Below are 24,675 nucleotides of genomic sequence, written 5' to 3'. Positions count from 1 at the left end.
CGGGCACGGTCAGAAAGGCAGTGGTGTGATCTATTGCCGCGGAACACGGGGCTTCCTTGCCAGACGACGCCCCCCCCGTCCGGAAACGGTGTCGCGCCCATACACAATAACCTTGCCTGCCTTTTCCAAATCGCCAATTCCCAATAGTCAAGAATCTCACCCATGCCCACGCCAACACTGACGCAGATCAAGGCCTCCGCCGGATCGGGAAAGACCTACACCCTGACCCGGCGTTTCCTGTCGTTGCTGGCGGGCGCGCGCGACGAGGACGGACGGGCCTGCGCCCTGGCCGTGGAAGGCGGGCACTGCTGGCCGGACATCCTGGCGGTGACCTTCACCAACAAGGCCGCGTCGGAAATGAAGGAGCGGGTCATCCGGCTGCTCAAGGAGCATGCCCTTGCCGATCCCGCCCAAGCCCGGAAAGACGGTGGCGACGGGGCGTGGCCCCCGGCCCGCGCGGCCCGCTGGGTGGACATCATCCTGCGGCGCTACGGCGCGCTGAACATCCGCACCATCGACAGCCTGCTGACCATGCTGGTGCGGCTGGCCGCGCTGGAGCTGTCCCTGCCGCCGGACTTCGAGCCGTCCTTTTCGCCCGACGAGTATTTCGAGCCGCTGTACGACCTGATCCTGGACCGCGCCCGCCGGGGCGATGTCCAATTGCGGGATGACGTGCGCGATGCCTGCCGCCTGTTGCTGTTCCACACCGATCTCAAGGGCTTCACCGTGGGGGCCGGGCTGCGGGTGCGCCTTTCGCAACTGCTGCAACTGCATCTGGCGGAAGGCGGCATGTCCCGTCCAGACATCTTCAATGCTGGCCCAGCCCCCTTCAATGGCGGACCCGACCCGTTCGATGCGGATGCGCCACGCGGCGGCCTGCCCGATGTGGATACCGACGCCCTGGCCGCCAAACTGGTCGCCATTCATGCCGACATGCAGGATGCCACGGCCACCCTGTCACGCATCCTGGTCGAAGAACAGCTTTCCGCCGCCGCCAACCTGCACAAGTTTCTGGACAAATGCGCGGAGAACAGCGCCTTTTCCCCGCTATCCAAGTCCGCCTATCTGGAAAAGGGCGGGCTGGACGACTGCCTGCTCAAGGCGTCCAAAGGCAAGGGCAGCGACGACGCGCGCGCGGCCTTCGATGCCTGGCGCGACGCCTGCAACGACTTTGCGGTGCGCGGGCGGCTCATCCAGCGCGCCTTGCAGGTGGCCCCGCTGGCCGGTCTGGCCCGCGCCATGGCCGCGCACCTGCCCGACTTCCAGCGGCGCGAAGGCAAGCTGCCCCAGCCGCTCATTCCCCTGCACGCCCGCGACGTGCTGAACGGCGAGTTCGGCGTGTCCGAAGCCTTCTGCCGCATGGGCACGCGGCTTGCGCACGTCCTCATCGACGAATTCCAGGACACCAGCCGCGACCAGTGGGCCGCCATCGAGCCACTGGCCGTGGAATGCCTGTCGCGCGGCGGCGGGCTGACCTGGGTGGGCGACGTGAAGCAGGCCATCTACGGCTGGCGCGGCGGCGATTCCGCCCTGTTCGACGACATTCTGGAATCCCCGGCGCTCACCGCCATCGTTCCCGACCCGCAGCGTGAAACCCTGCCCCGCAACTGGCGCAGCCGCGCGGCCATCGTGCGGCACAACAACACCGTGTTCGCGCAACTGGACAACCCGCTGCGCGCGCGGGGGGTGCTGTCGGCCATGCTGGGCGACAAGACGCCCGACCACGTGCTGGACGAGGCCGCCGCATCGGTGGCGCGGGCCTTTGCCGGGGCGGCGCAGGAGGTGCCGGACAGGGATTCTGCCCAGGGCGGGCTGGTGCGCATCGTGCCCGTGCACGGCGAGGACAACGGCGACCTGCGCGACAAGGTGCGCCAGCAGTTGCGCGCGCTGTTCCTGGACGACCTGGCCACCCGCCGCCCGTGGCGCGACGTGGCCGTGCTGGTGCGCAAGAACGACGAATCCGCGCAGGTGGCATCGTGGCTCATGGACTGGGGCGTGCCGGTGGTGACCGAGAACAGCCTGCGGCTGGCCGACCATCCCCTCGTCACCCAGACCGTGGCCCTGCTGGCCTTTCTGGACTACCCGCCCAACGCGCTGGCCCTGTGGGAGGTGCTGACCGGCTGTGAGTTGTTCGGCGGGGTCAGCGGCCTTTCCGACCGTGCGCTGCGCGACTGGCTGGCCGACCGCTGCGCCCGCCCCGCCGACGACCCGCGCGGCGGCAGGGGGCTGCTGGCCGATTTTCGCGCCACCTTCCCCGTGGCGTGGGAAACATGGCTGGCCCCGTTCTACGCCCGCGCCGGGCTGATGGGCCCCTACGACACCGTGCGCGAAATCTTCGAACGCTTCCGCGTGGCGCAGCGCCATCCGGAGGACATCGGCTACGTGCGCCGCTTTCTGGAAGTGGTGCACAACGCGGAGTCGCGCGGGCTCACCTCGCTGGCCACCTTTCTGGAATTCTGGGTCGAAAGCGGCGGCGAGGAAAAGGTGCCCATGCCCGAGGCCATGGACGCCGTGCGGGTGATGACCATGCACAAGTCCAAGGGGCTGGAATTCCCGGTGGTGGTGATTCCCTTCCACCACCAGCCCGACCGCACCGACCCGCCGCTGGTGGTGGCGGAACTGGACGGCCAGCCGCTGCTGGCACCGCTGTGCCCGGAAATGGGCGACCGCTACCACCACGCGCAGGCGGCTGCCGCCGCCGAAAAACTGCACCTGCTCTACGTGGGCTGGACGCGGCCCGTGGACGAACTGCACGCCTACGTCACCTCCACCCCGTTCGCTGAGCGGAATTCGTCCCTGCTGGCCGGGGTGCGCGCCCTGCTGACCGGATGCGACATCGACACCGGGCAGGAATACGTGACCGGGGTGGTGCCCCCGGCGCGGGCAACGGACGCGCACGCCGGTTCGAATACCGAGGACACGCGGCAAGCTCCACGGGACGAAGCGGCGGCGCAGGCCGCGCCGCCCGATGCTCCGCAGGCCGTGCCCGCTCCGTTACCTTCTCCGGCGCCAACCCCAGCGCCAGCCCCGGCGCCAGGCCCGCTACCGGGGCACGCGGCAGGACACACACCGGACCAACCATCCACCGCCGCCCCGTGGCGGCCCATGCAGTGGCTGCCGCGCCTGAAAATCTTCCGCAACCAGTTGGAGGAATTCACCTTCACCGAGCGGCGGCGCGGCATGCTGGTGCATGCCTGCCTGGAGCAACTGCGCCTTACCGGCACCCCGGACCAGGACGCCGCCCGCGCCGTGGCCCACGGCATGCGCGCCTTCCCCCTGCCGGTGCCGGACCCGGAGGCCACGGCCAACGAGCTCACCGCCATGCTGGCGTGGCTGGCGGCGCTGCCGCAGGCCGCGCACTGGTTCACTCACGGAGTGCCGGAGCAGTCCATCATGGACGCGCAGGGCAGCATCCACCGCACCGACCTCATGGTGGACGACGGAGAAACCTGCACCGTGGTGGAATGGAAGACGGGCCGTCCATCCGACGACCATGTGGCGCAGGTGCGCCGCTACCTGGGCCTGCTGGCCGAGGCCACCGGGCGCGGTGCCGCCGGGGTGCGCGGCGTGCTGGTGTACCTTGACGGGCGCACCGTGCGGCCCGTGGCCCTGCGCACCACCGACGCTGCCCCGCAGAACGACGCCCCCCAGAACGATGCCAACGAAGGACACCGCCCGTGACCGGTCCAGACGACATCCTCATGCCCGGCGCGCCGTCCCCGGCCCGGCCCAAACGCCCTGCCGCGCGGCGCGCCGCGCATGCTCCCCATGCAGGCAGGGGCCCGCGCCCATTCCTGATCTTTCCGTGGGACACGGACTTCCTGGCCGGGCTTACCGCCACGCTCATCGAAGCCACGGGCGGCCGTCCCGGCGACGCCGTGTTCGTCTTTCCGCATGGTCGTCCCGGACGCTACCTTGTGGACCGCATCCGCCGCGCCCCGGACATCGTCCGGCCCTGTCTGCTGCCCCGCGTGTTCACGGTGCGCCAGATGTTCACCCTGCTGCGCGCCCACGCGGAAGACCCCACCGCGCGCCCGGCCCGCCCCATTCCCCTGCTGGACCGGGTGGGCCTGCTCATGGACTGCGTGCGCGACCTGGCCCGGCCCGGCGACGAATTGTACGAACACCTCGCCGCCACGGACCAGCGGCGGTTCTTTCCCTGGGGCGTACGCCTTGCCGCGCTGATGGAGGAGTTCTTCGTCCAGAACCGCGTGCCCGAAGACTACCAGTACATGGAAGGCCAGGTGGCCCCCTTTGCCGCCGCCCTGCTGGGCGCGCTGGGCCGCATCCACGAGGCGTACGCGGCTGCGCTGACGGAACGCGGCTGGACCACGCCGGGCTTCGACGCCTTCCGCTCCGTGCGCCTGCTGCCCGGCCCCGACGAAACGGGCCGCGCCACCGAACGCCCCGACGGCTTCACCCTGCCCCCGCTGCTGGCGGGCAAGCGGCTGTTCGTGGCCGGGTTTTCCACCCTCACCGGCACGGAAGAAGCGCTGTTCCTGCACCTGTGGCGGCACGAAGGGGCCACGGTGTGCCTGCACACCGACGCGTCCGTGGCGGAACTGGGCGGTCGCCCGGTGCACTGGACCTGCGAGGACCACGTGCGCTGGCTGACCTCGTGGCGCGCCGGGGCAGCGCTGGCCTGCCCGCCGTCCGGACACACCCCGTCGATCACCTTTCATGAAGGCTACGACCTGCATTCGCAATTGCTGGTCATGGAACGGGAACTGCGCGCCGATAGCGGCGATGCGCCCGACGCCCCGTCGGCCAACACGACCCCGTCCGGCAATTTGAAGGAATCGAGTCTAACGCCAGCAATCGAAAGCACCGAAAGTTCCATCCCCCCCGCCCCGACCGCCCTGACTGCCCCTGACGCCGACGAACTGGCGGGCACGGCGGTGGTGCTGCCGGACACCGGGCTGCTCATGCCCGTGCTGCACCACCTGCCGGACAAGGACGTGAACATCTCCATGGGCTATCCGCTGGTGCGCTCCACGCTGGTGCGACTGGTGGAAACCCTGATGCGCCTGCAAGAGACCGCCCGGCCCGCCGCCTCGCTGGCGCTGCCGGAGCAAGGGCCGGAAGCCGGACCGGGCGGCACGTTCGCGGCCCCGGGCGGATCGGACGCCGCGCCGTCCACCATGTGCTACCACTGGCGCACGGTCATCGAATGCATCCGCCACCCGTACCTGAAGATGCTGGAACTGGACGGCGAACGCCCCCTGCGCGACCTGTTCCACCTCATGGAAAACGTGGTGCGCGGCGGGGCCAGCTACGTGGACCCGCGCGCTCTGGCCCGCGAGGTGGCCCGGAAGGCCCCCGGCGGCGAACACGGCCCGGCGGCGGCCCTGCTGCACCGCGTGCTGGAGCTGTGCCTGACCCGCTGGGAAGCGGCGGACACCCCGGCCCGCGTGGCCGATGTGGTGGGCGCGCTGTGCGACCTGCTGCTGGCCCACGGCGGCACCCTGTGGGAACGCTTTCCCATCGACGCGGAATGCCTGTTCCGGCTCATGCAGCGGGTCATCCCCGCCCTGCGCGACTGCGAACTGGCGGACACGCCCTTCCCGCGCGAAGTGCTGCACACCATCCTGCGCGAAACCCTGCGCGAGGAACGCGTGCCCTTCGAGGCCACGCCCCTGGCCGGGTTGCAGGTACTGGGCATGCTGGAAACGCGCCTGCTGCGCTTCCGCCGGGTCATCGTGCTGGACGCCACGGAAGACCGCCTGCCCGGCGCGCCTGGGCACGACCCGCTGTTGCCCGACAGCCTGCGCGCCATGGCCGGGCTGCCCGATTCGCGCCGCCGCGAGCGGGTGGCCGCGCACAACTTCCACCGCCTGCTGGCCGGTGCGGAACAGGCCGTGCTGTGCTACCAGACCGGCGTGGACCGCAGCGGCCTGCTGGACGAAAAGAAGATCCGCAGCCGCTTTGTCGAAGAACTGCTGTGGCGCGAGGAACGGGCGCGCGGCGGCCTGCTCTCACCCGGGCAGCCCCCGCTGCATGCCGCCGCGTGCACGGTGCGTCCGTTCCGCTCCGCGCCGCGCCCCATCGAACGCACCACCGCCATCAACGATGCACTGGAACGGCTGCTGGACGCGCCCGTGTCGCCCTCTACCCTCGACGCATGGCTGACCTGCCCGGTGCGCTTCTTTCACGAACGGCTGGCCGGGCTGGCCCCGCCGGACGAGGTGAACGAAGGCGACGACCCCATTGCCGTGGGCGACCTGCTGCACAAGGTGCTGCTGGACTTTCACCTGCCCCACAAGGGACGCGAGGTGCGCCGCGACGAACTTTCCGCCGAGCAGCTTGCCCGCCTGTTCCTGCAACGGCTGGGCACCTCGGGCCTTTCCGCCCAGTTGCCGCCCGACGCCCTGCTGATGTTGGAGGTGGCCGGACCGGAACGCCTTGGCCGCTACCTGTCCCGCCAGCCGGACCGGTTCACCGTGCTGGATCTGGAAGAGCCGGTGGAGGCCACCATCGACGTGCCGGGCAGCGCGGGCCGCCGGGTGCGCCGCCTGCATGGCCGGGTGGACCGGGTGGACCTGCGCGACTTCGAAGACGGCCAGGGCGCGGTGATCCTGGACTACAAGACCGGCAAGGTGGAATGGAAGCCCTCCGCGTGGTCCGACGACGCGCTGTGGGAACGCATCGAGGTGTGGACCCCGGACCGCGACCCCGACCTGCTGGCCGACGTGGCCGGTGCCCTGCACGGCGTGCAGTTGCCCGCCTACGTCCACATGTACGGACAGCATTCCGGGCGCGACGTGCACGACGCCGCCTGGGTCATCCTGCGCGACGCCGGGCAGGAACTGCCCCTGTTCGGCGACGGCACGGACGACGAAACCCGCGATGCGGCCATCACCACCCGCATTCCCGCCCTGCTCTCCTTCCTGTTGCGGCACATGGCCGAAGCGCCGTTGCTGCTGCCACGCGACGGCAAACATTGCGACTGGTGCTCTTGCACGAAACTGTGTAAAATGCGCGCCTGAGGGAATGGGCCGCATCGGCCCTTCCGCGCCGCCAGCGCGGCGTCCGCCCGGCCACGGCCCGGCGGCGCATGCGCCCGCGCAGTGGGGACTGCGCGGGAGAAACCGCACCGCCGCCACCGTACCGCACGACGCCACCCAGCGTTTGCTGCCCGAAAGATTCCGATGCAGTCCACGGAGACCCACGATCCGGCATTCCGCCGTATCGCGTGTCTTCCGCGCGCCGCCCGCGCATGGCGGCACACCGGAGCGCCCACGAGCATGCCAGGCATGCGCGCGGGCCCGGTCCCATTCCGCGTGCCCTCACCGGCACGCACGCACCGCACCGGAGGACTGAATCATGCCTTTTCCGACCCTGAACATTGGCGACCTGGTCGCCCGCATACCCATCGTGCAAGGCGGCATGGGCGTCGGCATCTCGCTGTCGCGCCTGGCGTCCGCCGTGGCCAACGAAGGCGGCATCGGCGTCATCGCCGCCGCCATGATCGGGATGAAAGAGCCCGACGTTGCCAAGAACCCCATCGAAGCCAACGTCCGCGCCCTGCGCCGCGAGCTGCAAAAGGCCCGCGAAATGACACAGGGCATCGTGGGCGTGAACATCATGGTGGCCCTGACCACCTTTGGCGAAATGGTGCGTACCTCCATCGAGGAGAGGGCCGACATCATCTTCTCCGGCGCGGGCCTGCCGCTGGACCTGCCCCGGCACCTGCGCGAGGCCTGCGACCAGAAGAAGGAAGAATTCCGCACCAAGCTCGTGCCCATCGTGTCGTCCGCCCGGGCGGCCTCGGTCATCGCCAAGAAGTGGATCACCCGCTTCGACTACGTGCCCGACGCCTTCGTGGTGGAAGGCCCCAAGGCTGGCGGGCACCTCGGCTTCAAGGCCGAAGAGATCGACGACCCCAACCATTCGCTGGAAGCGGTCATTCCGCAGGTGGTGGAAGCGGTGAAACCCTTCGAGGACCAGAAGGGCTGCCGCATTCCGGTCATTGCCGCTGGCGGCGTGTACACCGGCGAGGACATCACCCGGTTCATGGAACTGGGCGCCGCCGGGGTGCAGATGGGCACCCGCTTCGTGGCCACCCACGAATGCGATGCCGACGACCGCTTCAAGCAGGCCTACGTGGACGCCACCGAGCAGGACGTGACCATCATCAAGAGCCCCGTGGGCATGCCGGGCCGCGCCATCGGCAACTCGTTCATCGATTCCATGCGCGAAGGCGCGAAAAAGCCCTTCAAGTGCGTGTTCAAGTGCATCAGCACCTGCGAGCAGGAGCAGACCCCGTATTGCATCGCCGCCGCGCTGATCAACGCCATGAAGGGGAACCTGGAGAAGGGGTTTGCCTTCTCGGGCGCCAATGTGTTCCGGGTGGATCGCATCCAGTCGGTGCACGATCTGGTTTCCTCGCTCCAGCAGGAGTTCGAGGAGGCTATCTCCAAGCGCTTCGGCATGTTGCGCGCGTAGCGTTGCGTTCGTCCCGGCGCGGACACGCTGCGGGCGGAATCCGTCTTTTGCCGCCGGGCTGCGTTGGCGTATCGCTTTTGATGCTCACGTACAAAAGTACGCTCCGCTCAAAAACGCTACGCCGCCTTGCCCGGCGGACAAAACTCGTAATTCCTTGCATCCTCTCCGCACTGCCCCCCGCGACGGAGGACCGTCGCGGGATATAAGGAAGAAAGCCCCGCTCAGTCGAACGACTTCCAACCGCTTCGCAAAATGTACCGGGCCGGAACCCTCTGGGGTTCCGGCCCGTTTCTTTTGTTGAGGGGGCAAATGCTACCGCTTGGGCGTGGGCTTGCCGCCCTTGCGGGGCGTGGCGGCGCGGGCCGGTTTTTCCGGCGTTGCGGCGGGCTTTGGTTGCGGCGTCTTGCCCGACGGTGACGCAAGATCGGAACGGGGGTGTGCCCGGTCGTATACGTCCACAAGGCGCGAAAGAGTCAGGTGGGTGTACCGCTGGGTGGTGGAAAGCCGGGCGTGGCCCAGCAGTTCCTGCACGCTGCGCAGGTCGGCCCCGGCCTCCAGCAGGTGGGTTGCGAAGGAATGGCGCAGTCCGTGCGGGGAGATGGCCTGAGGCAACCCGGCCCGCAGGCACAGGGTCTCGATGATCCGCGCGGCCTGCCGCCGGTTCAGGCGTCCGCCCCGCGCGCCCAGGAACAGGGCGGGTTCGCCCCGGCCCTCGTCCACCTGATGGCGCACGGCCAGCCAGGCAGACAACGCATCACGGGCCGTGTCGCTGAGCGGGCTCATGCGCTCGCGACCGCCCTTGCCCATCACCCGCACCACGCCCGACGCCGGGTCCGCGTCCAGCACGTTCAGTTCCAGCGCCTCGGACACGCGCAGGCCGGAGCCGTACAGCAGTTCTGCCAGTGCCAGGTCGCGCGCCAGCAGAACCGCATCGGCGGGGCCGGAATCCGCGCCGTGTCCGGCGTGGGCCGTGGCATGCGCAGTGGCCAGCGCCTTGCGCTGCCGCCGTTCGTCCAGCAGGGCGAAGGCCTGGTCCACGTTCAGGGCATGGGGGTGGCGCTGATCCTGCTTGGGATTGTGCACGCCCGCCGTGGGGTCTGCCGTGACCCGGCGCAGCCGCAACAGAAAGCGAAAGAACGCCCGCAGTGCCGACAGCTTGCGGGCCACGCTGGACTTGGCGATGCGCTGGCGGTGCAACTCGGCCAGGAATCGCTGCACGTGGCGCTTGGTGATGTGTTCCGGGGTATCCAGGGACAGCGTGACGAAGGACGGCGCGGGATTCGGCAAGGACGGCCTGCCGGGAATGGCCGGGCCGTCGGCAGCGTCCTTCAGAAACGCCGCGAACTGGTCCATGTCCGTGCCGTAGGCGGTCACCGTGGCATCGGCATATCCCTTTTCCATGCCCAGGTGGGCCAGGAACATCTCCAGCAGTTCCGCGCGGGCGGGGGGAAGCAGGGTATCACCCGGCGGATCGGCGCCGGGCGGAACGGCGGTGGACGGGGAGAAAGATTTCGTGGGTCCGGAACCGCGCGCGGGAGCAGTCAGCGTGCGATGCGCCGCCGGCACGGCACGGCCAGCCGGGGCATCCGCCCCGCCGCCCCCCGCGCCGCCCGCGCCGGATACGCCGGATACGCCGGATGCGCCACGACCGCTCCGGTCACGCCTGTCGCCGGTCGAAGACATAGCAGCTGCCCGTCCTGTCCTTGGCCAGCTTCTTGACCTGGCTTGCCCGGTACGAGGCCTCGCCGTAGTGGGCCAGCGAAAACCCGTCGCCGGGCCGGTTGCACACCACGGCGATGGAAACGGCCATCAGCGGAAAGGTGCGCACCTGCCCCTGCCGGTCATGGGCCACGATGGCCCCGCGCTCGCGGTCGTCCGCGTCGTAGAAGCCGGGCACGATGGCGTCGAAGGCTCCCACCACGCGGCGGCAGGCGTCTTCCGCCTCGTCCACGGGCGTCACGAAGACAAAGTCGTCGCCGCCCACATGCCCCACGAAGGCGGGCTGGCCGCGCACCTCGCGCGCCGTGGTGGCCAGCAGCCGCGCGGTGAGCATGAGCACTTCGTCGCCACGCGAAAAGCCGTACTTGTCGTTGAAGGCCTTGAAATTGTCGAGGTCCGCGTAGGCCAGCGCGAAATCCATGCGCCGGTCGATGAGCCCCTGGATGAACTTGATGATCGAGGTGTTGCCCGGCAGCTTGGTCAGCGGACTGGCGTCCAGGGCACGGCCCGCGCGGGTGAGGGCCAGTTCGATGCGCGCCGTGAGTTCCGTGGTCAGCGGGGGCGGCAGGGGCGCGCAGCCTGCACCCTCTGCCGAGACCGGCACGGAGGGCAGCACCATGAAATCGTCGGCTTCCACGCCCTGCCAGTCCACCCCGGCCATTTCCGGTGCGCTCAGGGCCAGCAGCGTGGCCACCTGGCGATACACGTTCTCGCCCTTCACCAACTGGATCAGCGACACGCCGGACATGTCCGGAAGCGCGGCGGAAACCAGCAGCAGGTCCGGCGGATCGAGAAAAAACTGTTCCAGCACGGCCCGCCCGTTGTCGAACACCCGCCAGTCCATGGGCCGGGACGACGCCGCGCACTGTCCCTCCGGGCCGCCGCCCGCCGCCCACAAGGCGCGCACGGTGGCGGCCAGGCCACCGTCCGCCGTGACCAGCCAGCAGCGCGGCACGCTTGCCGCTGCTGCGTCGCCGAACCCCAAGGGGCGCGTACTCATGACGCGCTCCACGCCGCGAGCCACGCCGCGAGCCATGACGTGTGCCATGACGCGCACCATGACGCGCAGACCGGAATCGGGCATGCGGGCAGCGTCTGGCACGGCACCAGAAACGGCGACGGGGCAGACGGCTGAGATGGCGACACGGCAGCGTCAGGAATCATGCAAAGCCCAGTTCCCCGGCATCGGCGAATTTCTCGCACAGGGTGTCCAGCAGACCTTCCAGCGCGTTCTGGTTCATGCCCAGCAGCTTCAGCGCGTGCGGCGAAAGTTGCGGCACGTTGTCGTCCCCGCCGGATCCGTACTCGAACAGCCGGGCCATGAAGTTGCCCACATGCACCACGCAGGCCATCTGCGGGTAGATGCGCGCGCTCATGGGCTTGTGGTGGAAGGCCATGCCCTCGCGGATGGCCGGGGGCAGGTTCCAGTGTTCGGCCAGCCAGGCGTTGATGCGGTCATGCCCGAAGCCGAGCACCTGCGTTTCCGCGTCGATGTACGGCAGGTCCTGGTCCTGCACCACCGCGTCCACCCTGGCCTTGGCCTCGGGCAGTTGCAGGGCCGACACCACCTTGCCCAGGTCGTGCAGCAGCCCGGCCACGGCGTACTCCTCCGGGTCCTTCATGCCCAGCGCGCGGGCCAGTTCGCCGCAGGCCAGCGAGCAGCCCACGCTGTGGTCCCACAGGCCGCGCATGGCGCGGTTCATGTCGTCATAGACCGAGGTGGAGATGATCAGCCCCCGGATGACGTTGAACCCCAGCAGCACCAGGGCGTGCTTTACCGTGCCTATGCGCCCCGGAAAGCCGTAGATGGGCGAGTTGACCATCTTCAGCACCTTGGCCGCCAGCACCTGGTCGAAGGAAATGACCTTGGCCACCTGGTCGGTGGTGGTATTGGGCAACTCCAGCAGGCGCGAGACTTCCTGCAACGCCGTGGGAAGCGTGGGCAGGTCCTTCACCGCCAGCAGGCGGCCCTTGTAAATGGTGCGCAGGTCTTCGCTCATCGTCCGGTCTCCCGTGGCGCGCCGTTGCCGTTGCCCACTTCGGGCCGGGCGGGCACGCCTTCCGGCTCGTCATCAACAAGCGGGATGCGGTTCTGCGCGGCCAGGGCTTCCGCCTCTTCGCGCGCGGCCTCTGCCGCGGCGGCCAGTGCGGCGGCTTCGGCCTCTTCCGCCGCCTTGGCGGCGGCGATGCGCTCGGCAAAGAAGCGGCGCAGCATGTTGCGCAGGGTGACCATGAACCGGTCCTGCCCGTGCTTGCGGAACAGGTGGTCCAGCCGCCCGGCGATGCGCTCTAGGTCGCTGCCGCCGTCGTCGCCAAGGTCCACGGGGCGGCCCTGCACGGTAAGCGACTGCACCCCGCTGGCGCGGAAGCGCGAGATGATGGTGGTGGTCAGTTCAACGCCCGTGCCCACCAGCACCAGCCCGTCGGACTTGGTGACGGGCTTGGCCAGCTTCATGCCGGGCGCGGCGAGGTCTAGCGGTATCTTCTGCATATCCTTCCCCGGCAGGCGCATGCCCGCCGTTTCGATCCGTGTTGGCGCGTTTCCCTACATACGCTCGTAGCGCATGCCGGGCAACCGGCGAACCCCGCCCTTTACCTCCAGCAACACCAGTCGGCAGCTGACGTCCGCCGCCCCCATGGACAACGCGCGGCAGATGTCGTCCACGTGGGCGCCGGGGCGACCGTGCAGGAAGGCCAGGATGGCGTCATCCGGACCACCGCCGGTACCGGTGCCGCCGCTGCCACAGGACGGGCACGGTGCGGGGGGTGCCGACTTGCGGATGCGCGACTGGCGCGGTGCCGGATGGGCCCCGGACAGGCCAGGTGAAGCGGGCAGCGTTGCCGGTGGGGCCGCCGCTGCGTGCGCGGAAGCCCGGGATGTCGGCGCCGGGTCGGCGGATACTCCCCGCCCCCCTGCAAGGCCAGCCGGACCGGGCACCGGAGGATGCACGGCAACGGGTTCCGTTGATGGCTGCATGGCCTGTCCGTCAGGTACTACGGCTGTTCCGCCGGAAAGCTTAAGTGGCTGGCTGGCGGCATCATACGGAATGGGCCTGATGCTGTCGGGGAGTGCCCCTGTTGCCGCATTTCTGTCCGTAGCGGCGTTCGGGGCACCCGGAGACACCGGAGACACCGGATTGGGCGAAAAGTCCTGCGAAAACACCTCGTCCAGCGGAGCGTCGTCCCGACCGCCCCAACCTCCCCAACCTCCCCAACCGGGAGGCGGACACGGCGCGGCCAGCGCGGCCAGTTCCATGCCCAGCACCGGGGCCAGGTCCGCCAGCATGTCTTCCGCCGTGGCCACGGGCCGTGCCCCCTGCTCGATGAGCCCCCGGCAGCCGCAGGTGTACTGGGCCGTGGCCGGTCCGGGCACGGCGTACACCTCGCGGCCCTGCTCCAGGGCCAGGCGCGCGGTGATCAGGCTGCCGCTGCGGGCTGCCGCCTCCACCACCAGCACCCCCACCGAAAATCCGCTGATGATCCGGTTGCGCACGGGAAAGTGCGCGGGCAGGGGCAGCGTGCCGGGGGCGTATTCCGACACCAGCAGCCCCGTGGCTTCCATGCGTTCGAACAGTTCCGCGTGCTCCGGCGGGTAGACCACGTCGATGCCCGTGCCCAGCACGCCGATGGTGGAGCCCACCTCTTCCAGCGCGGCCACGTGGGCCTCGCGGTCGATGCCGCGCGCAAGACCGGAAACCACGGTGACGCCCGCCGCCGAAAGGCTGTAGGCGATGTCGGCGGCCACCCCGCGCCCGGCCCGCGAGGACAGGCGCGAACCCACCACCGCCACGGCGTGGTTGGCCAGCAGCGATGCGTCGCCCCGGCAGTACAGCACGGCAGGTGCGTCGAAAACTTCGCGCAGGCGTGCCGGGTAGCGCGGGTCGGTCCACAGCAGGATGGAGCAGCGGCAGGCGCGCACCGCGTCCCATTCCTGCCGGGCCGTGTCGCGCCACACGCCGCGCGCCACCGGCGCGGCCATGTGCGGTCGCACCCCCGCCAGCGTCCAGTCGTGCCCGCCCCGGTCCGCAGCCTGCACGGCGGCCAGCGCCGACCCCAGCCCGGCCAGCAGGCGACGCACCGTGCGCGGCCCGATGCCGGGGCTGTGGCGCAAGGCCAGCGCGGCCCACAATTCGGCGCGGCCCGCCTCGTCCAGATCGACAAAAGCGGGCAATCTGCCGGGGCCGGATGGCATGGCACGCAAAAACGCGCTATCCGGGCGTATGGGGGCGGGCGGCTGGGAAGCCATGGCAGGGCGCGGGCGGCTTACCCGTTGGGAAAGCGCTGCCGGGCCAGCTTGGCGGCCGGGGAATCGGGGTGGTCTTCGCGCAGCGCCTTCAGGTGGAAGCGCACGTTCTCGTCATCTCCCAGCTGCTTGTAGGCCAGCGCGATCTTGAGCAGCGAATCCGCCGCCTTGTGATGCTTGGGGAAGCGCGCGGTGACCTCCTTGAAGGCCACGATGGCGTCGGCGTAGCGGCGCTGGGCGTACAGGGCCTCGCCCTTCCAGTACAGGGCGTTGGGCACCAGCGCGCTGTTGGGGTAATCGCCCAGAAAACCGTCAAAACGCACGCGGGCCTCGTCGGTCTTGCCGCGTTGCAGCAGGTTCAGGGCGGATTCGTAGGCGGCCTTGTCCGAGACGCCCTTTGCAGGCTTGGGCTCCGGCTTTTGCACGGCCCTGGAGGCGGACTTGGCGGGTTCCGGCTGGATGCGGCGCCCGCCCGCGCCCAGGTCGTCGGCATCGACTGCCGGTACCGCCGAAGCATCGCCCGACGCAACACCAGATGCAACCGGGGGCGAAGCCACGGCAGGTTGCCCGCTCGTCTTGCCCGCAAGTGCGCCTTCCAGCGCGTCGAGCCTGCGGCCATCGGATTCGCGGTCGCCGTCCACGCGGGCGGACAGTGCGGCCTGCTTTTCCTCCAGCGCGCGCAACCGCTCGTCCACCGAGCCGTCGCGGACCTTGCGGGCCTCTTCGTAGGAAAGGTACTTTTCCTCCAGCATGCGCAGCCGCCATTCGGTGCTGCCCTGCGCCGCGCCCTGTCCTGTGCCCTGTCCGGCGCAGCCGGAACAGAGGACCGTGGCGAGAAGAAGGGCCGGAACAAGCAATGCCGCCGATGCGCGAAGCCGCCGATGCTGCATGAGGAATCTCCGAACTGGCCGTGTACGTTGACGGAACTGTACCCTCCATAGGCGATGGCCGCCATTTTTTCAAGGAAATCCACGCAACGCCGCGCTCCGGACGGGCAGCGGGCGGTATCGCCCGCATCAGCGCCATCGCCCCGTCCCGCGCCGCCACCGGCGGTTGCCGCCCGGCCCGCGCCCTTGCGCCCCAAGCGGTTTTGGGGCACAAGACCGGTGCGACAACGCCCTTGCGCGCCGCCGCATCACCCCAACGGAGCTTTACCGAATGATCCTGTTTCCCGATGCCGCCGTCTGGTCGCTGGCATTGCCGGGCGGCATTCTGGCCTGCCTGCTGCTGGCCGTGACGGGCCTGCCGTTCCTGTGCCTGTCCGCCCAACGTCTGGCCGTGACCCAGCGGTCCTCGTTCCCCGACAAACTGGCGCGCCAGGGCGCCCTGCTGGCCGCCCTGACCGCCGCCGTGCTGGTGGCCGTAAGCGGCGTGGTGACCCTGCGCATGGCCCAGATGCAGCCCGACCTGATGGAAGGTCCGTTCCGCATACCGTTGCTGGCCCTGCCTGCGCTGCTGGCGGGGGGCGGGGCCTGTGCCGCCCTGTACCTGCTGGGCTGGAAGTACATCAAGGGTTCTGCCATGCACCGCTTCGTGGGCCTTGCCGCCGGCATCGGCGGCATCGAGGCCACGGCATGCGGTTTCGGCCTTGCCCGCGCCCTGCTGCTGCCGGGGCATCCCCTGCCTTCCAGCGCTTCCGCCATGAACACCATGCGCGCCCTCATCGCCGCGCCCGCAGACTCGCTGCTGTGGCCGGTGCTGGGCCAGTCGGTCTTCGTGGCCGCGGGTGCCGCCGGTGCGCTGTGCCTGGCCTGGCTGCTGACCCGCCGCGACAAGGACGACTTTGGCCGCGACTATTACAACTACGCCTTGGGCGTATGCGCCCGCTGGGCCCTGGGCGGCACCCTGTGCGCCCTGCCGGTGGGGGTGTACGTGCTGTACCGCGCCGCCACGCTGACCAGCCCGGACCTTACCGTCCTGCCCCCGCTGCTGCCCCTGGTCGGCACGCTGGTGCTGCCGCTGGCCGCCTGCGGCCTGTGGGGCACGGTGATCCGTTCCGCCACGCCGCTGCGCCACAAGGTGGGCATCGTGACCGCGCTGGTGCTGCTGATGGTGGCCTGCGGCTGCGAGGCCAGCACCCTGGCCCATGTGGTGCGGCTGCACGCGCCCATGTAGCGCATTTCCCGAATCCACGAGAAAACGCCCCCGCCCGGTGCTGCCGGACGGGGGCGTTCTGCATTCATGGCAAAGACTAAACGGAGCTTAAATGGCCTTTGAAGTAGCCATCATGTACACTTCGTGCGGATCCAGGATCAGGATGACGCTGCCGTCGCCCATGATGGTCGCGCCGGAGATGCCCTTGAGGTCGCCAAGATAGGCGCCCAGGGGCTTGATGACGATTTCCTGCCGTTCCAGCAGGCGGTCCACCACCAGGCCGAGGCGCCGGTCGTTGTCGTGGATGACGACGACGGACAGCACGTCCTGTTTGTCGCCCTTGGGCAGGCCCAGCAGTTCGGACAGCGAGGCGATGCCCAGCACTTCGCCGCGCAGGGTCACGGCCTTGCGGCCCTTGACGTCGGTAAGGCGGCGCGCCTCGATCTTGGTGGTTTCGGACACGGCGTCCAGCGGGATGGCGTACATCTCGCCCGCCACGTTGACCATCAGCGCATCGATGATGGCCAGTGTCAGCGGCAGGGACAGGGTGAAGCGGGTGCCCTTGCCGATTTCCGAATGGATGCTGACGCTGCCCTTCAGGTTCTTGATGTTGGTGCGCACCACGTCCATGCCCACGCCGCGCCCGGAGATGTCGGTGATCTTCTCTGCCGAGGAGAACCCGGGGGCGAAGATGAGTTCCATGGCTTCGCGGTCGTCCATGGCCTTGGCTTCGTCGGGGGTGATGATGCCCTTGCGCACGGCCACTTCGCGCATCTTTTCCGGGTCGATGCCCTTGCCGTCGTCCTCGATCTCGATGGCGACGGAGTTGCCCTTGTGGTAGGCGCGCAGGGTCACCTTGCCCTTGGCCTTCTTGCCCTTGGCCACGCGCTCGTCCTCGGACTCCACGCCGTGATCCACGGCATTGCGGATGAGGTGCACCAGCGGGTCGCCGATGACTTCCACGACGCTCTTGTCCAGTTCCGTTTCCTCGCCTTCCAGGATGAGGTCCACTTCCTTGCCGCTCTTGCGCGACAGGTCGCGCACCAGGCGCGGGAAACGCGAGAACACCGAGGACACCGGCACCATGCGCACCTTCATGATGGTGTCTTGCAGGTCGTCCGAAATGCGCGCCATGGCGTAGGTGGTTTCGGACAGGTCCTGGGCCACTTCGGCGATGACGACGTTGGTGTCGTCCTCCAGCCTGCGGGCCAGCATGGTGTAGCGGTTGCGGTTGATGATCAGTTCGCCGATGAGGTTCATCAGGTGGTCCAGCTTTTCGTGGTCCACGCGGATGGTGGACGAGGCCTTGGCCGTGCCCGCCTGTTGGGCCTGCGCGGCTGCGGCCGCGCCCGGACCGCCCGCAGGGGCCGCAGGGGCCGCAGGCGCTGACGGAGCGGCGGGCCTGGCAGGAGCAACCGGTGCCGCAGGCCTGGCCGAAGCGGCAGGGGCGGCCACGGCGGAAGCAGAGGCCGGTGCGGCTGGCTTCACCGCCGCTGCGGGCACGGGGGTTCCGGTCACCGAGGAAATGGTGACCACCGCCGCGTCGTCGTCCTCCGCTTCCTCGTCTTCGGCATCAACCGAGGCAGCTGCCCTGGCGTCAGTCGTGACGTCAGTCTTGGCGGCGGACGGGGCGGCGACGGCCCTGGCCTCTGCCGCCGGGGCGGGGGCCGCCTTGGCTTCGGGGACAGCCGGGGCTGCTTCGGGGGCCTGGGCGGGCGCGGGCATGCTGATGCGGGCGATCTGCTTTTCCAGCATGTCGCCAATGATGGAGGTTTCCTGCTCCATCAGGTCCACCATCAGGCTGAAATCCATGCCCGAAAAGCGCGCCTGGTCCACCAGGCCCGCGGTGCGCTCGGCGTAGACGCGAATATCGTCCAACCCCATGTAGCCGGAAGAATTCTGGATGGTCACCAGGCACCGGTACAACGCGTCAACGTACTCGCGCTGGGTGCCGTCCACGGCCAGGGTCTTCAGGGCCACGCCCACGTTGTCCATCTGCTGGCGTACCGTATTGATGAACAGGGCCACGTCGTCGGGGTCGTAGCCGGGGGCCACGGGCGGGGACGGCGCGTCTTCGTCGTCATCCGTGCCGGGGGCGCTGGCTTCCGGCGCGGGGGCTTCCGCCACGGGTCCACCGCTGCGGCGACCGCCGAGGCCTTCGGGCAGGGTGATGTCGCCACCGGCCACGGCCTTGCGCAGGCATTCGAGAATGACCGAAATATCGAACGGGGTGACGTTGCCGGACACGGGGTCGATGCGCGCCACAAGCGCTTCCAGCAGGTCCACCACCAGCAGCAGCAGGTCCACCAGTTCGTGCGAACCGGTCATTTCGCCCCGGCGCACGTTGTTGAGCAGGGTTTCCGCCTCGTGGGTCAGGCTGTTCAGTTCGGCAAAACCGATAATGCCGCTGTTGCCCTTGAGGTTGTGGAAGAAGCGGAACAGGTCGTTGACCAGTTCACCCTGCTCGGTGGGGTTGCGTTCCAGTTCCAGCAGCCCCGAACTGAGATTTTCCGCCATCTCGCGGGCCTCGTCGATGAAATCCTTGAGGTGCCCTTCGCCGAAGGCGGTGAGGGCATAGGATTCCAGAGGCTCCAGCGTGGCGATCCACTCGGCGGACCCGGCATCTGCGGGGACTTCGCGCTCCGCCTGAGGCCGGGGAGCCGCCGCTGCCGGCTCTGGCGCGGCAGCGGGTGCCGGGGCAGGCGCGGGTGCCGGAGCGACAACGGGTTCAGCCACCGGGGCGGGTTCAGGCGCGGGCGCGGGTGCGGGTGCGGGTGCGGCGGGCGCGGGACGCGGGGCCGCTGGCGGAGCACCGCCGGCCATGATGGCGTCGATGGTGGCGATGATGGATTCCGTCTCCACATCGCCCTCTCCGCCGGTGGTATCAAGGTTGTCCACCATCTGGCGCAGCGCGTCGGTGGCCGAGAGAATGACGTCCATGATCTCGGAGGTGACGGTCATGTCCCCCTTGCGCAACTCGTCCATGATGTTTTCGGCACGGTGCGCAAGGCCGTTGATCCGGTTCAGCCCCAGAAAGCCGGACGCGCCCTTCAGCGAATGCATGGGGCGGAATATCTCGTTCAGCAGCGCGAGATTGTCCGGCGCCTTCTCGAGTTCGAGCAGGTTGGGCTCGATGGTCTCAAGGTGCTCTTTGGCTTCGACGATGAAATCGGCGAATATTTCCGGATCCATGAAATCCTGACTCATACCCTCACCTCAGGTAGGCCGGGGCGTGGCCGTGCTCGATAGCCGGGATGCCGACCGGCGCGGCAGCATGGCCGCATCCGTCGGTTTCTCCGGGCCCCCAGAAAGCCTTGGCGCGGCGCAATGCCGCGCATTCAGAACCACTATACTGCACTGTATCGGTCAACCGAGCAGCATCTTTATGTTCTTGACCATCTTTTCCGGCTGGGCGGGCTTGACCATGTACAGGTTGGCACCCAGGCTCATGCCCATCTGGATGTCCTTTTCCTGTCCTTCGGTGGACAGCACCACGATGGGCAGGTCGCGGTAGGCTTCCTGCTCGCGCACCGTCTTGATGAAAGTGAACCCGTCCATGCGCGGCATGTTCACGTCGGAAATGATCAGGTCTACCTTTTCGGAGGAGTACAGTTTCTCCAGACCGTCCAGACCGTCCTCCGCCGTGGTAACCTTGAAGCCTTCCTTTTTCATTATGAAGGCAACCAGGTTGCGAACGGTCTTGGAGTCGTCCACGATCAATATATGCTTGCTCATGAGTGCCTCCTCAGCGTTTCAGAACACAGTCGAGTATCTTGTCCACCGAAACGATGCTTATCAGGCGTTCGTCCGCCTTGAGCAGGCCGGACACAAAGTCGACGCTGATACCGAGATGCGATTCGATGGCCCAGTCGATATCCTGTTGCGGCACCCGGTACATGGTATGCACGCGCTCAATCATCATGCCCATTTGCAGGCCCCGCCTGCGGCAGACGATGATGAACCTGTCTTCACTGCCGGCGGCATCGCCGCCATCATATACGCCCAGCAATTCACGCAACCGCACCAGCGGGGTGACGCGCCCGCGCAGGTTGACTATGCCCGCCACGAACGACGGGGCGGCAGGCAGGCGCGTGGGCGCCGCGTACTTTATCACTTCCTGCACGGCCTCGGTGGGCACGGCGAATTCCTGGGCACCCAGGAAAAAGCCAACCATCTGCAAGACCGGTTCGTTGCGCAGGCGGGCGTCCAGCGATTCCGCCTCGTCTTCGAGCCCGGCGGCGGCGCCCGCCGCGCCCGCCCCGCCCGCCCCGCCCGCACGGACGGGATCAATGCCGATGCGGCGCAGGAGGTCGCCTTCCTCCACGCCCAGATACTTCTGCATGAAGGCCCGTTCGGCGGCGGTGAACTCGCCCCCGCCGCCCGTGGCCGCTTCCGAGCCGAAATCGTGCTGCCGGAAGTACTCCTCGGGTGAACGTTGGGTCATGATTGCAGCATCTCTTCGGCCAGCGCGTCGTAGGCACGCGCCCCCCGGCTGTCGGGGTCGAGATCGTAGATAACCCGGCCCTGCGCGCTGGCCTCGCGAAAGCGGGTATCCATGCCGACCACCGTGTTGAACATCTTCGGCCCCATCTTCTGCGCCAGCAGTTCGAGCACCCTGTTGCACGCCCTGGCCCGCCGGTCGAACATGGTGGCCAGGGCCCGGTACCGTATGGGCTGCGGCAGCACCTTGTTGAGCACCCGGATGGTGTCGAACAGCAGCTTCAGCCCGTGCAGCGCCAGAAAATCCGTCTGGATGGGAATGACAAGCAAATCGCAGGCCACCAGCGCGTTCACCAGCAGAATGCCCACATGCGGCGGGCAGTCGATGATGATGAAATCGTAGTCGTCGCGCACATGCGCGATGGCCTGCTGCAGTATCGCTCCCTTGCCCTTGCGGCCCTTCAGGTCCACATCCAGTTCGGCAAGCTGGATGCTTGCCGGGGCCATGTCCCAGGACTGGCCTTCGTTGCGGCGCACCAGGCGCTTCCACAGGCCGGGCCAGGCCGCCTCGTCGACCATGAACAGGTCGTACATGGTCACGTCCAGGTCCTCCGGATAGAACCGGAGGTGCACCGAGGCGTTGGCGTGCGGATCCAGGTCCATGATCAGCACGCGCTTGCCCCGGCGCGCTAGCGCCGCGCCAAGCGTCAGGGTGGAGGTGGTCTTGCCCACGCCCCCCTTCTGGTTGGCGATGGCCACTACCCGCGCGCCCATCGACCATCCCTTGCGCCCATGTCGTACATGTCGCTCGTGTCGCCCATGTCCGCCGGGGGCGTTGCGGCCATGCCCACCGCCCCGGACATGGAGTGGTTCCGTTCCGTCACGTTGCCGTCTCCCTTGCCGCCGCCGTCACTCCAGCTTGCGGTAGATGATGGCGCCGGTGTGGTGTTCCGGCTTGAAGGCGCGGGTGATGTTGTGCAGCGACTCCGAATGCCCGATGAGCAGAAAGCCGCCTTGCAGCAGGTTGTCGTAGAACGAGCCGATGACCTGCTTCTTCATCTCGTCGTCGAAGTAGATGATGACGTTGCGGCAGAACACGATGTGCGAGCGTTCCACCCGCTTCAGCCCCATGCGGTCGCTGAGGTTGATCTGCCCGAAGTTCACCATCTGCTTCAGCTTGGGGTCCACCTTGAACTGGGTGCCTTCCTTGATGAAGTAGCGGTCGATGATCTCCTTGGGGGTGGTGCGCAGGGCGTAGTCGGAATAGACGCCCCGCCGGGCCGATGCAAGCACCGCCTCCGACAGGTCGTTGGCGGTGATCTTGATGTCCCAGCTGGCAAGCTCGGTCTTCAGCACCTCGTGCAGGATGATGGCCATGGTGTACGGCTCTTCACCCGTGGAGCACCCCGCCGACCAGATGCGCAGCCGCTTCTGCCCCTTGGCGCGCAGATCGTTCAGGGTGGTCTTCAGCACGTGTTCCTGAAATATCTGCAACTGCGGGGGGTTTCTGTAGAAGCTGGTTTCGTTGGTGGTCACCACCTCGAACAGCCGATTGAGCTCGGTGCGCTTGTTGGCGTCGTAGCGCAAGAAGTAATAGTATTCGCCGAAGCTCTTGAGGTTCAGTTCCTTGAGGCGGTTCGACAGGCGGTTTTCCACCAGGTACTTGCGGTTTTCCGCAATGTAGATGCCGCATTGCTGGTAGATGAAGTCGCGCAGTTGCACGAACTCCTCGTCGGAGATCTTCTGTTCCTTGCGCAGCGTGATGGAGTTGGAGAACAGCGAGGACATCAGTCATCCACTCCTTGTTCTTCGTGGATGCGGGCGGCTGCCGTCTCGGCGGCCTGCTGGACCTCGGGATCATCCGATTCCATCAGATGCAGCAACGCCCGGAACGCGACGTTGCCCCCGATGGCGCCCAGCGCCTCCACCACCTTCAGCAGCACCAGATGCCCGGCGCTTTCGGTCAGGGCCACCAGTTGCGGCACGGCGTCGGCGTCCTTCAGCGAACCCAGCGCCTCGATGGCCCGCACCCGCACCCAGTCGTCCGGGTCGTCCAGGGCCTGGATCAGGTAGGGAAAGACGTTGCCTTCGCCGCAGTTGCCCAGCAACTCTATGAGGGCCAGGCGAACCTCGCGGTTTTCATCATGCAGGCGGGGCACCACCAGTTCCAGCCGGGTGCTGGTGAAGGGGCACACGTTGGCCACCGCCTCCAGCGCCACCTTGCGCACGTCGGGCACTTCGTCTTCCAGCGCCTCGGTGAGTTCGGCAAGGTTCTCCTCCACGTCAAAGCGCCCCATGGCGTACACGGCCATCATGCGGTGCAGCGGGTCGGGGCTGCGGAACGATTCGCGGAAGCGGGCGTTCATGGCGGGGTTGTTCAGGGCGATGCACGCGTCCAGCGCGGCTTCCTTCACGTCGTCGTAGGGGTGTTCAAGCAGGGCCAGCATGCGGTCGCCCGCCTCCACCGCCTTGGCCCGGCGGCCCAGGTAGTGCAGCGCCGCCTTCAGCACGTGGGCGTCGTTGTGCCGGTCCAGCACGTCGATGAAGAAATCGCGGTCGCTGGGGTCGCAGCGTTCGGCCAGCACCGTGGACATGGCCCGCTGCGCATCGCGCGGCTTGTCCCAGAACACCCCGCGCAGCACGTCGATGCCGTGGCGGCTGGGCATGCCCCGGATGGCCTCGACGAGGATGAGCAGGGTGTGCTCGTCATCGCCGCGCACGTGGCGGTCCACCGCGCTGTTGAAGCCGATGTCGGCCAGGCTCTGCACGCAGGCCACCAGACGCTCGTGGTCGCGGTCGGGGTCCAGCACCACGGCCACCTTCAGCACCGCCTCCGTCGCCTCTGCCCCGCCGATGCTGGCAAGGCCGCGCATGGCGGCGTTCTGCACGTCCTCGTCCTCGTCATCCATGGCGGCCAGCAGGTAGTCGCGCAGGCGCAACCTGTCCTTCTCGCCCAGCAGGGACAGCGACTTGCCGCCCAGCACGTTGACGATGGCCTTGGCGATCTTGTTGCGCAGCGGCCCGGGCGACTTGTCCAGGCGCTTGAGCAGCAGCGGCACGGCCTTGATGTTGCCCATCTCGCCAAGGGCGTCCACGATCATGGACGCCACCAGGTCCGAGGCCGCGTCCAGCGCCTTGACCAGTGCGTTGACCGACGATTCGGCCCGGATCTTGGTCAGCGCCTCAATGACCGAGAACTGCACCCATTCCTCGTCCATCATGGCCTTGTTCAGGCAGTCCGCCGCCTCGGGGAAGGCCAGGGTGCCAAGGCTGACGGCGGCCTGGTAGCGCACGTTGACCTCTGGGTCGCGCAGCAGCGCCTCGCACAGCGAAGGCACCGCGAGGATGCTTTCCGAGGTGCCTAGGATGTCGGACGCGAAAATGCGCATGTCGGGGTCGTCGTCATGCAGCAACTGCTTCAGCGAGTCGAAGTCGTCGGCCCCGATCTCGCGCAGCACGTCCATGGCGATGTTGCGGATGGGCGCGTCGTCCGACCGCAACAGGGGCAGCACCCCATGCACGGCGGCAACCCCGCCTATCTTGCGCAGGGCCCGGTCGGCCGCTTCCTGCACCCCGATGTTGTGGCTCTGGATGCGCGCCACCAGATGCGGTACGGCGCTTTCCAGTCGAAGGTTCCCGGCGGCGTAGGCCGCCTCGCGGATTGCCTCGACGTCGTCGCCCTGGAGTTGCTCGATGATCTGCTGTTCGGACATACTCCCGTCCTTCCGTGGAAT

General features: G+C 68.2%; 17 protein-coding genes. 4 read left to right on the top strand and 13 right to left on the bottom strand.

Annotated elements, in window-relative coordinates; all coding sequences use genetic code 11:
• Positions 1–162: 162 nt before the first annotated feature.
• From K6142_RS12895 to K6142_RS12885, 3 genes are all read left to right on the top strand, one after another.
• A complete protein-coding gene (locus K6142_RS12895) occupies positions 163–3,681 on the top strand; it encodes a UvrD-helicase domain-containing protein (protein WP_190245569.1) in 3,519 nt (1,172 codons plus the stop codon).
• The gene (locus K6142_RS12890) at positions 3,678–6,986 is read left to right on the top strand and encodes a PD-(D/E)XK nuclease family protein (protein ID WP_190245568.1); all 3,309 of its coding nucleotides are present in this window, start codon (positions 3,678–3,680) and stop codon (positions 6,984–6,986) included. The genes K6142_RS12895 and K6142_RS12890 overlap by 4 nt, the downstream gene beginning before the upstream one ends.
• Before the next feature lie 337 nt (positions 6,987–7,323).
• Positions 7,324–8,445: an NAD(P)H-dependent flavin oxidoreductase gene (locus K6142_RS12885; RefSeq protein ID WP_190245567.1), complete on the top strand. Its 1,122-nt coding sequence runs from the start codon at positions 7,324–7,326 to the stop codon at positions 8,443–8,445.
• 312 nt (positions 8,446–8,757) lie between these two features.
• Here K6142_RS12885 and K6142_RS12880 read toward each other — a convergent pair whose 3' ends face one another.
• From K6142_RS12880 to ybgF, 6 genes are all read right to left on the bottom strand, one after another.
• Positions 8,758–9,867: a tyrosine recombinase XerC gene (locus tag K6142_RS12880; RefSeq protein WP_190245574.1), complete on the bottom strand. Its 1,110-nt coding sequence runs from the start codon at positions 9,865–9,867 to the stop codon at positions 8,758–8,760.
• A gap of 235 nt (positions 9,868–10,102) precedes the next feature.
• Positions 10,103–11,164 carry a diguanylate cyclase gene (locus K6142_RS12875; RefSeq protein ID WP_190245573.1) on the bottom strand — a complete coding sequence of 354 codons (1,062 nt, stop codon included), beginning with the start codon at positions 11,162–11,164 and terminating at the stop codon, positions 10,103–10,105.
• A 160-nt stretch (positions 11,165–11,324) separates the two neighbouring features.
• Positions 11,325–12,164, bottom strand: coding sequence for an HDOD domain-containing protein (locus K6142_RS12870; RefSeq protein WP_012611918.1), 840 nt, complete (start codon positions 12,162–12,164; stop codon positions 11,325–11,327).
• On the bottom strand, positions 12,161–12,655 hold the full coding sequence (locus tag K6142_RS12865; protein WP_190245566.1) for a hypothetical protein: 495 nt from the start codon (positions 12,653–12,655) through the stop codon (positions 12,161–12,163). The genes K6142_RS12870 and K6142_RS12865 overlap by 4 nt, the downstream gene beginning before the upstream one ends.
• A gap of 54 nt (positions 12,656–12,709) precedes the next feature.
• Positions 12,710–14,335, bottom strand: coding sequence for a DNA-processing protein DprA (gene dprA, locus K6142_RS12860; protein WP_223380872.1), 1,626 nt, complete (start codon positions 14,333–14,335; stop codon positions 12,710–12,712).
• Positions 14,336–14,427: 92 nt separating this feature from the next.
• On the bottom strand, positions 14,428–15,297 hold the full coding sequence (ybgF, locus tag K6142_RS12855) for a tol-pal system protein YbgF (protein WP_190246058.1): 870 nt from the start codon (positions 15,295–15,297) through the stop codon (positions 14,428–14,430).
• Positions 15,298–15,565: 268 nt separating this feature from the next.
• On the opposite strand from ybgF, the gene K6142_RS12850 reads away from it, so the two are divergent.
• Entirely contained in the window at positions 15,566–16,522 is a 957-nt protein-coding gene (locus K6142_RS12850) for a hypothetical protein (protein ID WP_190246059.1), read from the top strand.
• A gap of 87 nt (positions 16,523–16,609) precedes the next feature.
• Here the strand turns inward: K6142_RS12850 and K6142_RS12845 are convergent, their stop codons facing one another.
• The 7 genes from K6142_RS12845 to K6142_RS12820 all read right to left on the bottom strand — a co-directional run bounded on the left by K6142_RS12845 (position 16,610) and on the right by K6142_RS12820 (position 24,654).
• Positions 16,610–19,708, bottom strand: a complete 3,099-nt coding sequence (locus K6142_RS12845; protein ID WP_223380871.1) for a chemotaxis protein CheA — start codon at positions 19,706–19,708, stop codon at positions 16,610–16,612.
• Positions 19,709–19,867: 159 nt separating this feature from the next.
• Complete coding sequence (locus K6142_RS12840; protein WP_012611924.1) at positions 19,868–20,236, bottom strand: response regulator; 369 nt, start codon at positions 20,234–20,236, stop codon at positions 19,868–19,870.
• A gap of 10 nt (positions 20,237–20,246) precedes the next feature.
• A complete protein-coding gene (locus K6142_RS12835) occupies positions 20,247–20,945 on the bottom strand; it encodes a chemotaxis protein CheW (RefSeq protein WP_190244802.1) in 699 nt (232 codons plus the stop codon).
• Positions 20,942–21,715, bottom strand: coding sequence for a ParA family protein (locus K6142_RS12830; protein ID WP_190244803.1), 774 nt, complete (start codon positions 21,713–21,715; stop codon positions 20,942–20,944). Before K6142_RS12830 ends, K6142_RS12835 begins: the two co-directional genes overlap by 4 nt.
• The gene (locus K6142_RS16590) at positions 21,700–21,825 is read right to left on the bottom strand and encodes a hypothetical protein (RefSeq protein WP_263284345.1); all 126 of its coding nucleotides are present in this window, start codon (positions 21,823–21,825) and stop codon (positions 21,700–21,702) included. Before K6142_RS16590 ends, K6142_RS12830 begins: the two co-directional genes overlap by 16 nt.
• Before the next feature lie 25 nt (positions 21,826–21,850).
• A complete protein-coding gene (locus K6142_RS12825; RefSeq protein ID WP_190244804.1) occupies positions 21,851–22,729 on the bottom strand; it encodes a CheR family methyltransferase in 879 nt (292 codons plus the stop codon).
• Positions 22,729–24,654 (bottom strand): HEAT repeat domain-containing protein, encoded by a 1,926-nt coding sequence (locus K6142_RS12820; RefSeq protein ID WP_190244805.1) that lies wholly within the window; start codon positions 24,652–24,654, stop codon positions 22,729–22,731. Before K6142_RS12820 ends, K6142_RS12825 begins: the two co-directional genes overlap by 1 nt.
• Between the last annotated feature and the right edge of the window lie 21 nt (positions 24,655–24,675).

Source organism: Nitratidesulfovibrio sp. SRB-5, assembly GCF_019931275.1.
In the GTDB taxonomy this organism is placed as follows: Bacteria; Desulfobacterota; Desulfovibrionia; order Desulfovibrionales; family Desulfovibrionaceae; genus Cupidesulfovibrio.
This window is presented reverse-complemented; position numbering and strand designations above follow the sequence as displayed.